The organism is Granulicatella sp. zg-84, assembly GCF_010892375.1.
GTDB lineage: Bacteria > Bacillota > Bacilli > Lactobacillales > Aerococcaceae > WM01.
Genome location: NZ_WNJX01000005.1, coordinates 60,717 through 74,836, shown reverse-complemented (window position 1 = coordinate 74,836; position 14,120 = coordinate 60,717). Strand labels below are relative to the sequence as shown.

The following is a 14,120-nucleotide window of genomic DNA, read 5'->3' as shown; positions in this document are numbered from 1 at the left end:
TTTTGCTGACTTATCTTTGGATGTTTCCATCCAGATTTATTGTTTTTGTTTTGACACATCCATTGGATGTTGTCCCTACACATTTGGTTTGTCTTTGTTTAGTTTTCAAAGGGCTGTGTCGACTGTTTCCAGTCGTTTTGTCGTCCCTTGCGACGACTTATACATCATACCAACACACCTTTTTTTTGTCAACACCTTTTTCAAACTTTTTTTCTTTTTTTTCAAACTTTTTTATTTCCCCCGTCAGATCAACGTTTTTGGCGTGTCATGACTTTTATGGCTTTCATAAAAACTTATTTTTTTTCAGTTTATTTTCTTTATAAGAGAAAACACAAACGAAAAAATCATTTGTGTTTTTCTTGTAAAATACTGTCTTTGACAATATATTCTTTAATATCTGTATTTTTAGGTACTATTTTTTTATACTCTATTTCTTGTTTCGTAGATACAAAACTGATGACACAGCCGGATTTTCCCATGCGTCCTGTTCTACCGGCACGATGTAAGTAAATATCCTTTTCTCTTGGCAGGTCGTATTGAATGACATAAGGTAAATCGGTAATATCCAATCCACGAGAGGCAACATCTGTTGTTAATAAAAATGTTACGTTTCCTTCTTTAAATGCATCTAACATTTTTTTACGTTCTATGTGATGTGTGTCACTGTGTAATACACCAACTTTTATATTTTCAAACATCATTTTTTCGTAAAGTAAAGCTAAACTTCCAACATTTTGTACGAAAACCAATCCTCGCATCTTATTTACATAGGCTAATTTACGTAATATATCACTTCTTTTTCTTTCTTCAACACGTATGAACCCATGCGTTACATTTGATGTTTGATGTGCAACATTGATAAAGTTGGCTTGTGTATTAAACCATTTTGAGATATGTTCTAACGTGTCGTTTGATGTTGCTGAAAAAAACAGTAACTGTCTTTGTGACGGTGCACGTTTAACAATATCTCTGACTGTATGTAAATGTTCCTCTTTTAAGAGATAGTCTGCTTCATCTAAGACAATACTTTTAAGTTGGTGGCATTTTATTTTTTTTGTTTGGCTCATCAATTCATGCAATCGACCTGGCGTCCCGACAATTACTTCTGGCTTTTTTTTCAACTGTTCTATCTGTCTTTTTACATTTGCGCCACCTGTAATAACTTGTACCGTAACATCTAGCCACTCACGGCACACAGAGCCTATTTGTTGCGCTAGTTCTTGTGACGGTGCCAGCACAAGAAGTTGTAATGTTTCATTTTTTTCTAGTTTATCTAAAAACGGCAAAATATAAGCCAATGTTTTCCCTGTTCCAGTAGGTGAAACCGCTACAATATCTTCTCCGTTTTTGATTGTTTCAAAACATTTTTCTTGAATAGGTGTCAATCGTTCAAAATGATGCTGTTCCATTTTATTTTGTACAATCATTGGTAATTGAGTTGTCATGTTTATCCTCTTTCTTCGTCATCTTCTTTAAACAGAATACCTACTTGTCTTCTTAGTTGCTCTGTTATTTCTGTTACTTTTCTACCTATTTGCAGACGCTCTTGATAAAATTCTTGATCTTTACCTTGTAATATATCAAAAAACGCTTGCCATTCAGCTATCATTCTATCTGGATGTGCTGGTACAGAAAGAATTTGTTTTTCGTTTGTTTTTTTGTTAATCAGCGTAATATCGGTTATTCTGTCAATGGATTGTATGGATAATGTCATTTCTTTTGTATATATTTCACTTGCTACATAGGACTGTACTTGTTTGCTGATATGTCCATAAACAGAAAATGTTGGATATGTTAAACGAATAACACCTTGACCGTCTACACCTGTCCAAAGAAGTTGTGCATCGTAATCAATATCTGTTGGTTCACCAAACCAGCTAAGCGCAGCGTGTAAAAGGTACACACCTAAATCCATGATAGCACCACCGGCATGTTCTTTAGAAAAAATATTATGTTCAATGCCATGATAGACATCTTCAATACGTGATGAAAATTGACAAAAATTCAAGATTGCTCCGTCAATTTTTTCAAAATTTTTAATTGTTTTTGTCACAATGTTAAAATTAGGTTCATAAGCTGTACGTATCGCTTCAAATAAATAGGTATTATTTTCTTTTGCTAATTGTAAGGCAGTATCCCACTGTTTTGCTGTTACAAATGCTGGTTTTTCAACAACAACGTGCTTTCTTGCTTTTAAAGCTGTACACACTTGAGAAAAATGGCTGGCATTTGGTGAGGCAATATATACTAAATCTATATCTTCTCGATTAACAAAGCATTCTAAGTCCGTTTCATACTCTGTCACACCAAACTGTTCTCCAAAACGTTGAGCACTTTCTAGTTTTCGGCTATATACAACTTGGAGCTTGTACAATTTTGTGCTTAACGCAGAAAGCATACTCTCTTTTGTGATAGCACTGGTTCCTATAACACCAATTTTAATCATTGTTTCCTCCTAATTTTTAGCTATCAATTTTGCAACAACCATTTCTGGTTTATTATTTACTCTAAGTGGTATTTTTTTAGAGGTGCCAATCCCTCGACTAATAACTAGTAATTTATCTGGTAAAATCGGGTGGGCATATACACCCTCTGTATAGTTTGGTAATACACCTTGATTATTTGAAAATAAGCCTCCAATTACTGGAAGTCGAACGTGTCCACCTTTTGCATACCCCGAAAATGTAACGTCAGGCAATTTTTCTTCTTCGGTATGGTAAAATAAAAACCATTCTGGATGATGTGCCAATAAAATTTTCACATCATAACTATGTTCTTCAGGAACATGGATACGTCTTAAATACAAACTGTCCTTTGTTTGTTGTGCTGTTTTTTCGTCTAGTCCCATAATAAGTACACCGGATTTTTTATGACGGTGCCAAATGGTGTCATTTTCCAAATAAATCCCGCCTGCTTCAGCAATGTCCTCTCTTAATTTGTCAAGATGTTTCATCTTGTATTCATGATAACCCGACACCACATACGTCGGTGCAATATTGACAAGACCTTGTATGAAATAAGTCATTTCTTTTCTATCATAATTGCCTTTAGCTGTTACCAAGTTACCTGTTATAATAATTATGTCTGGTTTTTGTTGAGCAATTTGTTTTGTTAAATGATTTGTATCTAACAATTCATTTGGAAAATGAATATCAGATAATTGGATAATTGTAAACTCTTCTAATTCTTTAGGCAAGTCAAATATAGGTAATTCATAAGTTGTTTTTACAACTTTTCTATTTTGCCAGTAAACAACAGCGCTGCCCATTAGTACGGAAGCAATACCTACCCATTTTTTCTTCATTTTTACCACCCCAAGTGTTCTGCTTTTTCTGTGTCGTATGTATGTGTTAATTCTAAATGCGGAAAGCCTTGTTGACGTAAGACTTCATAAATGACTAAAGCTGCCGTATTGGATAAATTTAGGGAGCGTACATGCTCATCATTCATTGGGACACGAATACATTGTTCTTTAAAGGATTGCATAAAACTTTCTGGTAGCCCCGTTGTTTCTTTTCCGAAAACAAAGAAATAATCTTGTTCTGCTTGATAAGTAATGTCGCTATAAATGTGTTTGGCAAACTTCGTCACTAAATATAGAGGCTTGTTTCCAACAAAATCCAAAAATTCATCTAAATTTTTATAGTAAGAAATAGTCACATCATGCCAGTAATCTAATCCTGCTCGTTTTAACTGTTTGTCGTCCGTTGAAAATCCTAAAGGTTCGATTAAATGTAAATGCGTGTTTGTTGCAGCACATGTACGTGCAATATTTCCTGTATTTGCTGGGATTTGGGGTTCAAAAAGAACAATGTGATTCGTCATAATATTCTCCTATTGCGTAACTTTATTATTTTCATTATACTTAATTTTAAAGAAAGTATCAAAAATTACATGGAGAAACTATGGAAGAATATAAACAAATTGCAAAAGATGGGGAAGCAGAACTTATTATTAGGGCATCACGTTTTATTTGTGCATTAAAAAAAATAGATACCGAGGAAGAAGCACTTGCTTTTATTCAAGAAAAGAAAAAAGAACATAAAAAAGCAACGCATAACTGTTCAGCTTTTTTAATTGGTGAGCATGACCATATTCAAAGAGCACATGATGACGGAGAACCTAGTGGTACAGCAGGTGTACCAATGCTAGAGGTACTCAAAAAAAATGATTTGCATAATGTCGTAGCTGTCGTAACTAGATATTTCGGTGGTGTCAAACTAGGTGCAGGAGGCTTGATTCGTGCGTATAGTTCAGCTGTTTCAAATGCTTTGAATCACGTAGGTATTATGATGCATACAAAACAATTTATTGTTACGATTCGTGTTCCTTACACACTCAGTGGTAAGTTTGATTATTTTTTAAGTCATTCTCCATATCGTTTGCTACATACGGATTATGCTAGCGATATTACGTATACATGTGGCATTCTATCTCGTCTGCTATCAGATTTTGAGCAAGATATTACGCAACAATTTAATGGTAGTTTAGCATTTGTTATCGAAGAAGAAGCGTATATTGATTTACCTTTAGAAAAAGAAACATTGCATTTATCTGACGAGCACTTTGAATAATGGCAAAAACACTTGACCTCAACATTTTTAAGTTGTTGAGGTCAAGCATTTTACGATTCAAGAACTTTTAATACAATTCCTGTTTTTAAATCACTTATTTTATATTACATTTTCTCTGTTAATATACCATATTGATAAGGAACACCTAAATTTTCACGCAAGGTTGTTCCTTCGTAATCTTCGTGGAAAATACCACGTTCTTGTAAAATGGGTACTACTTGCTCTACAAAAGCTCGCACACCGTCATGTGCTAAGTCGGGAACAATTGAAAATCCGTCTGTCGCACCTGATTCAAACCACTCTTGAAGAAAATCGGCAACATCTTTTGCTGTTCCAACAACAACTGGATGATAGTTAATTACACCCATAGCTAAAGTATCTAAAGGCGAGTAACCTTCTTGCAGCAATGTCACAGCTCTAGGAGAACGTGGATCTTGCCAATGTGGTTGTAACATTTGTTGAACATTTTCTGGTAATGGTTTTTCAACATCAAAACTTTTTAAGTTAATACCTACCATAGCTGATAAATAATCTAAACGTTGTGATGTTTCTTGTGGATCAAATGCCATTACTTTTCTACGACGTGCCAATGCTTCTTCTTTACTATCTGCAATAGTAAACATAAACCCTGTAAAGACATTTATATCATCTGCAGATCGTCCATGATTTACAGCACTTTGGCGAAGCATATTGCGGTATTCACGTGCTTCTTCTATTGTAAAAGGATTGGCGTAAACACCAGAAGCAAATCGTCCTGCTAAGCGAACACCTTCTGGACTAGATCCCGCTTGAAAAATTGGAGGTTGCCCTTGTTCTGACGGAGGAATTGGTAGAGGTCCTCTCGTTTGAACGTAATTTCCAGTATACTCAATTGGATTTATTTTTGACATATCTGCAAATTGACCTGTTTCTTTATTGTGTAGATAGGCTTTTTCTCCCCAAGATCCCCATAGACTTTGAATCGCTTCAATCATCTCATGAGCACGTTCATAACGTTCTTGACTTACTTTGACATGCGTACCAAAATTAGCTGCTGTCGCTTGAGTTGTAGTCGTGACAGCATTCCAGCCAACACGACCGTGGCTGATGACATCAAGTGCTTTTAAATGACGCGCTAAATTATACGGTTCATTAAAAGTTGTTGAAAATGTACCAACTAAACCAATATGATTTGTTGCACGTGCAACAGAAGTCATTGCAATCAATGGATCCATAGAATGCATAGGTGTATCTTCTGTTAAATCATTGACTAAAGCAGGAGTATCTGCCATAAATAAAGCATGAATTTTTCCTTTTTCAGCTAACTGTGCCATTTCAACATAGAAATCCATATCTGTATAAGCATCTGCTTTTGCTTCGGGTAATCGCCATGTTTTAAATTCTCCGCCATAACCTGATGCCATTTGAAGCACAATTTTCATTTGTTTTTTCTTCATATTATAATAACTCCTCAATCCCAGACATCAGTTTATCCATAATGACCGCTACGGGTTCAATCTTATCAATCATGGAAATACCTAAACCAAATGATGCAAATCCTTTGCTAAGATCACCAAAGAGCATGCCATCTCTCATACCATTATAGCCTCTTTGCACTTCAAAAATATCTTCTTCACTGGCACCTGCTTGGCTCATTTCCAACAGTTTATTTGGAATATCTCCTGGTAGGGAACGATAATAAGCAGGTACTGTTCTATATAATAACAAATCAGAAGCATTTGATTTTAAAGCTAATTCTTTTATATTTGATGCTAAAATTGACTCTTCAGACATCATGAAAGCTGTTCCGACAAATAAACCTTCTGCTCCTAAAGCAAAGGCTGCTCGTGCTGTACGAGCGTCTGCAATACCACCCGCAGCCATAACAGGTACACGCCCTTTTGCTGCATCCACAATCATCGGGACAATAGAGAAAGTACCAATCACTTTCTCGGGAACTGTTCCACCTTCATCAAATCCAGTTGCTACAATTATATCTGCTCCACCTTGAATAGCTTCTTCCGTGTTTTCAACGGTTGGTGTGGCAGCACGAAACACAACTTTAATACCTTTATCATGAAATCTCTTCGTCCATTCAGCTGAGAAATCTCCAACCATAACAGCAACACTCACACCTTCTTCAACCATTAAATCTAACATAGGTTGTGTAAAAATATCTGTCATTGGATGGCCTGGTGCGACATTTAACCCTAAAGGTTTATTTGTTATTTGACGAGCAATTCGTATTTCACGACGCATATTTTCAACTGTTTCTTCTACGGTTGTCGCTGCGACTGTTTGTCCAGCACTAATTCCTAGAACGCCTAATCCTCCTGCTGCACTAACAGCACCTGCATATCGACCATTTGTTAACCAAGCTAATGGCCCTTGAATAATTGGTTTTTCAATTCCTAAAATTTCTGTAATACGATTTGTCATTTGTCTTTACCCTTTCTTTATGTTATAGTCACTATATTACAGATGTCATTTAAATTGGTCAATTTACATATTTAGTGAAATTGTCACTTATGTGACAAATAGAAAGGAAGTGTCATTTTGAAACAAGATTTACGATTTGAAAAAACAGAAAAAGCCATTCAAAAAGCTTTTTTTGAATTACTACAACAAAAAGATATGGCTAAAATTTCTGTTAAAGAAATATGTGAATTAGCACAAATCTCTCGAAACGCTTTTTATCAACACTATGAAACGAAAGAACATCTTTACGATAGTTTATTACAACACATTCTTATTTCTATCGAAAAAGCATGTAGACCTCTTGTCAAAGATATGACGTCAATAACGGACGTTGAACGTCGTTTATTTCTTGATAATATTCTCTTTGCTGTTCATCAGAATCGTTTTATTATTTATCAATTATTATCTAATCAGCCAGCTGTTTTTTCAGCTGCTTTTAAAGAAATGCTTATCTCTGCTATGTGTCTAAGTACAATTCAACTCAATGGTTTACCCAATTTATATTACATTCATGTTTTTGCAGGTGGTATAGTCGCTTTTGTGAATTATTGGTTACTCGAAACAAGTGATACACTTGAAGAAGCACAAGACCAATTATTTTTACTATTGGGACAATTAAATCTACCTAATAGATAGGCTAAAATTTCTATCAAAATATCATTTATCTTCGTCTACCGTTGGATTATCAAAAATAGTATTAGCCCCTTTCAATTAATAATCGTTTCTCATCCTAATAATAGGTAGTTTATTTGTTTTGCACCTAACGGAGTGTCACTGGACTTAAAGAAGCATAACAAAAAAGAGCGATTTGTCATCGCTCTATAAATGTTTATTTGATAAATTCATGCAGGTTGGCTAAACCTAAAATTAAGGGAGTTATCAAATGACACATTTTGGTTTCTCATATTATTTTTAGTTTATCATAATATGTCTAAACCCATTATTATTTTTTAGAAGCAACTGGTGCACTATTTAACAATTCAACTTTGTGTAAGTTTGTCACTGTATTGAGTGAAGTATCTATCGTAATATCCCAGTTTTTAACGCGTTTGTTAACAGCAAGTAATCCTGTTCTATATAAGAATGGAATAGCGTATGCTTGATCATTTGAATATTTTTGCCATTCTTCAAAAATTTCTTTTTGTTTTTCTGGATCAAACGCTTCATTTGAACTCATTCTTTTTAAAATTTTATTTTGTTCTTCTGATACAAAACGTGCATAGTTTGTTGAGCTATCTCCCCATAGTCCATTTTGGTTTGGATCTCCACCTAAGCCCCAAGCACCTGAGAAGATGTCGACTTCTGGATCGTCCTCTTGAATTTTTTTGTAGAATGTATTAAATTCAATGGTTCTACCGCCTACCAAGCTAACTTTTACACCGATTGTTTCCCAATCTTTAATCATTGCTTGTGCGATCGCTTCACCGTCGCCACCTGACATAGATGCAAATTTAAGTTCTAATTTTTCACCTTTTGGTGTTTCACGGAATCCGTCACCGTCTTTATCTTTATAGCCAGCATCGTCTAATAATTTTTTCGCTTTTTCAACATCATACGGATATCCTTTTTGAATGTTTGAGTGTAAATTACTAAATGTTGGTGTAATCAACGTATTCGCTCTGGCACGTAAATCACCATAGAATTGTGACGCAATTGCATCGCTGTTCAATGCATAACCCATTGCTTGACGTAATACTTTGTCTTTTGCTTTTGCTTCTGGGTTTGTCACAATTTTCTCAGCTTCTTTATCCCATTTACCTAATTTAAACGCAACATAATTGACAGTATTTTCCCATTTACCAATAATCGTTGCATTGTCTAATTCTTTGAATGAGTCATAGATAGATGTACTTGTTGGGACACTCATGATGTCATAATTTCCTTTAGCAAACTCATCTGAAGCATTTGTTGTGTTAACAACTTCCATAACAACACCTTCAATTTTTGGTTTGCCTTGCCAGTAGTACGGATTAGCTTCTAGTGTAACAGATTCTCCAGAAACGACTTTTGTAACACGAAATGCTCCTAAACCAACTGGATTTACACGAACGGCATCAGATGCAGCTTGGTCTTTTATAGGAATATTACTGAAAATATGTTTCGGCATTGCACTAGACCAAAAGCCTCCTGATTGAATGATAGACGGTGAAAGTTCTTTTACTTTAAATGTCACAGTATAGTCATCAACTTTTTTAATACCTGAAATTTTATCAGTTTCACCTTTGTGGTACTCTTCCATACCGATAATATTTGAAAAATCGTCGCCGTAACGAGCACCTGTGTAATCTTTATGCCCAATGACTTCAAAAGAATAAATATAATCATCAATCGTTAATGGATGTCCATCAGACCATTTAACATCTTTTTTAATGGTTACTGTCACTTCTTTTTTCTCTTTATCTAATGTTAATTTACCAATTCTTTCTGTGAAATGTAAATCTGAATCACTACCGAATAAAGATTCATCAAAGAAATCTACAACTTCTCCATCTGGAGCCCCTAACCAATAGTTTGCATTTAAAACACCTTCAATAGGACTATCCGAAACAATGGCATATTTTAAAATACCTCCGCTAATAGCTGTTCCTTCATGATCAATTTTAATAGGGAATTTACTTTGTGTAATATCTCCTTTTTTGACTTCCTCTTCTTGTTTAGCCGTATTGTTACCACAAGCTGCCAGTAATAATACTGATGAAGCTCCTAAAAACCATTTTACTTTTTTGTTCATATTATTTTCTCCCTTACTCAAAATTAAAGATAACCGAATAGTTATTTTAAGTGTATTCTAATTTTTATTTAACTTAAAAACAACTTCCATCTGACAATCCTTGTGATAAAATCTCACAAACTCCATTTTAATAAATATTTAATATCATTTGTTTCCCTTATCTAAATCTAATATTTCTTTATATACAGTATCATCTTCAATATGGTGTGCTACCTCAATTAAAATAATCGGTAATTTATATAAAATATGACGTACTTTTTTTGCATTTTTTCTATCTAGTGCTGCTGTTATTTCATCAGCCAATACGATATCTTTATCTCTAATCAAAAAACGAACTAATTCTAAACGAAGTTTCTGCCCTCCTGAAAGATTATTTCCATTATCCCTTAGTTGATACTCTAAAATATCAGGAATCTCTTCAGTTAATCCGACTATTTTTAAGAAATAGAGCATTTTTTCTTTAGATATATGTTGTCCGAGTGTTAAATTATCCTCAATAGAAGCGTTCATAAAAAATGGCTGTTGTGATAAATAGGCCACATTTCCAAGATAATCAGTATAAACATTTCCCTTGGTATCACGAACAAATACTTGTGCATTTTCGACAGATTCTTTAGAAGCTATCATATTTAACAAAGTTGTTTTACCAGACCCACTCGATCCTTTAATAAGCATTTTCTCTGTTTTTTTGAGTGTGAATGAAACATCTTTAAATAAGACACGATTGTCTTGTTGCTTTTCTAAATCTACTACACATAATTCCTGAAGATTCTTCACTACCGAATATGTATATTCTTTATTTTCTGTTTCCAAAAGAGAAAATATTTTATCACGGACAACTTTTGAACGTTGAATATCAGAGATACCGTACAGCATTGTCTGAATTGGACCATTCAAGCTCATTGTAGCAATATACATCGAAACCAGGCTTGCTGATGTAATATTTACACCTTTTGTTTGAAGAAATAATCCTAACGCAAGCGGCAATACTTGACCAATAAATTCAATCGGGCCAGTAAAAAAAAACGTCAGATTTGTTGTACAATCAGCTTTTAATCTAGCATTCTCATACATTTCATTACTTTTCAAAATACTATCTAGCTGTTCTTTTTGTGCACCATTATAAAATATGGTATTAACACCTTTAAAATAATCGCCAACTTTTAAGTGAAAATTTTTTTGTTTTTCTGCATACTGTGCACCACTACTTTGTATTTTTTTATTCATTAACCAATGTGGTACTGGACGTAAAATTGAAAAACTAATAAACATAAGTCCTACTCGAATATCTTGGCATAAAATAAATAGAACCGTTACGATTAAAGAAAAAATTCTTGCGATGAGCATATCAAGTTTTAAAAAATAATGTTCGTAAAGGTTTTCCATATCTTGTGTCAAAATGGATACTTTCTCATCATACATATACTCATCTCGTAAAAATAAAGATTTAAGTAATTTTGTTTTCATCACAATTTGTATACGTCGTTGTAGATGATTACTAACAAAATTAGCCAAAAGCGTAGAACTATAAAATATTGTGTATAGAATAAGTCCATAAACTAAAAACTCTAAAACTGTATTCATTGTCAATGTTGTCGTTTTAATATTTAACAAACGTTCCATCAATAAGGGTCTCATCAGAATCATGCCACTGTTTACACTCACTGCCACAAGAAAGACAACGATAATCTGCCAACCTATGTATTTACATATTTTCATTTTAACCTCCATTATGGTTTAAAAATAGTCACAAAACACTTAAAATTTTTCCAAAATAACAAATATAACAAAATGTCTCAATCCTTATGTGTGACTTCTAGGATTGAGACATACGTTAATTGACCTTATAAAATTTTAAACGGATGTTATTTATTTTATAATGACTATCTCTTACAAAAAAATTCATTGTTCAATTAACTTAATTTATTTTATTTACTATTCTACCCTCCTACTTGACATTCATGATGGTCACGTAATACTATCTCTTCTTCAGTAGATAAATTATTTTCAATAATAATCATTTTATTTTACTCCTTTCCTTTCAACATCAAGATAATCATTATATTCTTTATTTAATACAAACAATTCTAGATTTTTATCAATTTTTCTTTTAATTTGTTCACATAATCTAGTATTCTTATTTACTCTATGTGCAGGAGGACAATATCCTGATTTACAAATTAAAACAACAGGACACTTTTGACACTCATCATCTATAGTTAATCGCCATTCGTTAAATTTTTGAACATTAAATTTACCATGAACCGTTCCAAAAATATTTTGTCTTGAATATAAAGCAACTGTACACGATTGAATAATTCCTTTTACATTAAATGAATAATGATTAGGTCTATTAGCATAACAATTAAATAAATTAGTTATCACCGACCTTGATATTGGAACATTATATCCTTTACTAATTGCTAATTTCGACAATTCAAAACTTGCATCTTTATGAGCTAGTGTTACTTTATAGTTTTTAGGTCTATCTCCACACCCCCAATTCCCTACATTATAAAAATAGAATTTAAAGCGTTTATCATTTTTAAAAATTTTTCCATCACCATCTAAAAATCTTTTAATAGAATGAATATTTTCTTGAGAAATATTAAATCTACAAGCACAAGAAAAAGATAATGGACTATCAACCATTTTTCTTAGATGTTTCATAATTTTTTGATATGAACCTGAACCATTTTTTAAAGCTCTCTGAAAATTATGATTTTCTTCTTCGCCATCAATGGTAATTTGAAAACTACGCACATCGTACTCTTTAACTAATTGATTAAAAATACGTTCATTTAATAAGTATCCATTTGTTGTTATACTTGCAGAATATTTTACATTCATTTCATTACTTAAGGATTTAAAGGCAACAGATAATCTTTTTATTGTTTTAAATCCTAATAATGGTTCCCCTCCAAACCATGCTACATGAAAATTTTCTATTCTTTTTTCTAGTAATCTTTCTTTAGCAAATTCCAAAATTCTTTTTTCAGTTTCTTTGCTCATACTGATGTTTTCAAACTTTTCATAACAATACTTACATCTAAAATTACAATCTCCATGTACTAAAATTGTAAATTCAAGTGTTTTATCTTCATATTGTCGAATTTTTAATATACTATTTTCAAACTCATCTGAATCTTTAAAATAATTATGTATTTTTAAATATTGATTAAATTGTTGTTTTATCTTATTTTCATCTATTCTTTTTAATAAATCATTTGTCATAAAAAAAGAATGATTATTTTTAGAATTAAAGTACAATTCACCATTTTCTACTTTTTTTCTCAAAATATAAGGTGATAATTCCATACTAACTCCTTTCTAAAGACTATTTTGTTTATTATCAATACACAAAAATATGCTATATTCACGTATTTTATACAATTTTTACATAACTTATTAAGTATTTCACAATATAAATTGACGTTTTTCAGTTATCCTTTATTTTTCATAGAATTTTACTCCATTTTTAATTCCTTGTCAATTCTTTTTTAATTCCTAATAAATCAAAATACGTTTTTTATACCTCTAAATAAATAAAAAATACGGGTTTATATATCAGAATTTTTATATACAAACACGAAAAATACTGATGTTTGATATTAGGAAAAATAGTAAAAAGCTAGAAATACAACGATTAAAAACGTTGATTTCTAGCTTTTTATTTCAGAATATTTTTATTCACAATATCATGTAAGAGTTGGAAAAATTTGTACTCACTTGAAAAATAAAATCTAACATCATCAAAAAGATGTTAATTCGCCACTTCATTTATGTGTAACTTTATCTTTTAGTTTATATAGTGCTGTAGCTCTATAAAAGTTTATTTAACAATAAAAAGGGATATTTTATCACTAAAAATTCTAAGATTTTATCTATTTTAGCTTAGTTTTTTATACAATAAAAAAAGCTGTTTAAACAGCCTTTTTAAAATATCTATTATACATAAATAGCTCTATTTGACCTCACGGTGCAAAGTTCTTTTACGTAATTTTGGACAATATTTCATCACTTCGATACGCTCTGGGTTATTACGTTTGTTTTTAGTTGTGATGTAATTACGTTCTCCTGATTCTGTACATTCTAATGTAATGTTTACGCGCATGTTTTTCCCTCCAAACGTTCAAAAATAGTGAAGTTTCCACTTCATACCTAAAGTATTATAGCATCTTTCAAGCATTATGACTAGTGATAACTTAAAAATTTAAAAGAAAAATCATTATTTTTTACAATTTATTTTTTCAAATACACACTATATTTATCTCTTATCAATTTATTTTCAAAGAAAATAATTTACAATATTTATGTTTAGTAATATAACGGGCATATCCTCAACATATATTTAAATT

General features: G+C 32.3%; 12 protein-coding genes. 2 read left to right on the top strand and 10 right to left on the bottom strand.

The window, feature by feature from the left end:
* Positions 1-344: 344 nt before the first annotated feature.
* Genes GMA06_RS02265 through trmL form a run of 4 tightly spaced genes read right to left on the bottom strand, consistent with a single transcriptional unit; the run spans position 345 to position 3,825 of the window.
* Positions 345-1,445 (bottom strand): DEAD/DEAH box helicase, encoded by a 1,101-nt coding sequence (locus GMA06_RS02265; protein ID WP_163546061.1) that lies wholly within the window; start codon positions 1,443-1,445, stop codon positions 345-347.
* 2 nt (positions 1,446-1,447) lie between these two features.
* Complete coding sequence (locus tag GMA06_RS02260) at positions 1,448-2,446, bottom strand: Gfo/Idh/MocA family oxidoreductase (protein WP_163546060.1); 999 nt, start codon at positions 2,444-2,446, stop codon at positions 1,448-1,450.
* Positions 2,447-2,455: 9 nt separating this feature from the next.
* Positions 2,456-3,304, bottom strand: a complete 849-nt coding sequence (locus GMA06_RS02255) for a metallophosphoesterase (RefSeq protein WP_163546059.1) — start codon at positions 3,302-3,304, stop codon at positions 2,456-2,458.
* A 2-nt stretch (positions 3,305-3,306) separates the two neighbouring features.
* Positions 3,307-3,825 carry a tRNA (uridine(34)/cytosine(34)/5-carboxymethylaminomethyluridine(34)-2'-O)-methyltransferase TrmL gene (gene trmL, locus GMA06_RS02250; protein WP_163546058.1) on the bottom strand — a complete coding sequence of 173 codons (519 nt, stop codon included), beginning with the start codon at positions 3,823-3,825 and terminating at the stop codon, positions 3,307-3,309.
* 80 nt (positions 3,826-3,905) lie between these two features.
* Here trmL and GMA06_RS02245 point away from each other — a divergent pair, with 80 nt between their 5' ends.
* On the top strand, positions 3,906-4,574 hold the full coding sequence (locus tag GMA06_RS02245) for a YigZ family protein (protein WP_163561546.1): 669 nt from the start codon (positions 3,906-3,908) through the stop codon (positions 4,572-4,574).
* A 104-nt stretch (positions 4,575-4,678) separates the two neighbouring features.
* Here the strand turns inward: GMA06_RS02245 and GMA06_RS02240 are convergent, their stop codons facing one another.
* Together GMA06_RS02240 and GMA06_RS02235 are read right to left on the bottom strand one after the other, a co-directional pair.
* The gene (locus tag GMA06_RS02240; protein ID WP_163561545.1) at positions 4,679-6,010 is read right to left on the bottom strand and encodes an NtaA/DmoA family FMN-dependent monooxygenase; all 1,332 of its coding nucleotides are present in this window, start codon (positions 6,008-6,010) and stop codon (positions 4,679-4,681) included.
* A 1-nt stretch (position 6,011) separates the two neighbouring features.
* Positions 6,012-6,992, bottom strand: coding sequence for a nitronate monooxygenase (locus GMA06_RS02235; protein WP_163546055.1), 981 nt, complete (start codon positions 6,990-6,992; stop codon positions 6,012-6,014).
* A gap of 117 nt (positions 6,993-7,109) precedes the next feature.
* Between GMA06_RS02235 and GMA06_RS02230 the strand changes: the two genes are divergently transcribed.
* A complete protein-coding gene (locus tag GMA06_RS02230) occupies positions 7,110-7,667 on the top strand; it encodes a TetR/AcrR family transcriptional regulator (protein WP_163561544.1) in 558 nt (185 codons plus the stop codon).
* Positions 7,668-7,974: 307 nt separating this feature from the next.
* Here the strand turns inward: GMA06_RS02230 and GMA06_RS02225 are convergent, their stop codons facing one another.
* From GMA06_RS02225 to rpmG, 4 genes are all read right to left on the bottom strand, one after another.
* Positions 7,975-9,762 (bottom strand): oligopeptide ABC transporter substrate-binding protein, encoded by a 1,788-nt coding sequence (locus tag GMA06_RS02225; RefSeq protein ID WP_163561543.1) that lies wholly within the window; start codon positions 9,760-9,762, stop codon positions 7,975-7,977.
* A 144-nt stretch (positions 9,763-9,906) separates the two neighbouring features.
* Positions 9,907-11,481, bottom strand: a complete 1,575-nt coding sequence (locus GMA06_RS02220; protein WP_163561542.1) for an ABC transporter ATP-binding protein — start codon at positions 11,479-11,481, stop codon at positions 9,907-9,909.
* A 303-nt stretch (positions 11,482-11,784) separates the two neighbouring features.
* Positions 11,785-13,080 carry a radical SAM protein gene (locus GMA06_RS02215; protein ID WP_163561541.1) on the bottom strand — a complete coding sequence of 432 codons (1,296 nt, stop codon included), beginning with the start codon at positions 13,078-13,080 and terminating at the stop codon, positions 11,785-11,787.
* A 646-nt stretch (positions 13,081-13,726) separates the two neighbouring features.
* Positions 13,727-13,876, bottom strand: a complete 150-nt coding sequence (gene rpmG / locus GMA06_RS02210) for a 50S ribosomal protein L33 (RefSeq protein WP_163546052.1) — start codon at positions 13,874-13,876, stop codon at positions 13,727-13,729.
* Positions 13,877-14,120 lie beyond the last annotated feature (244 nt).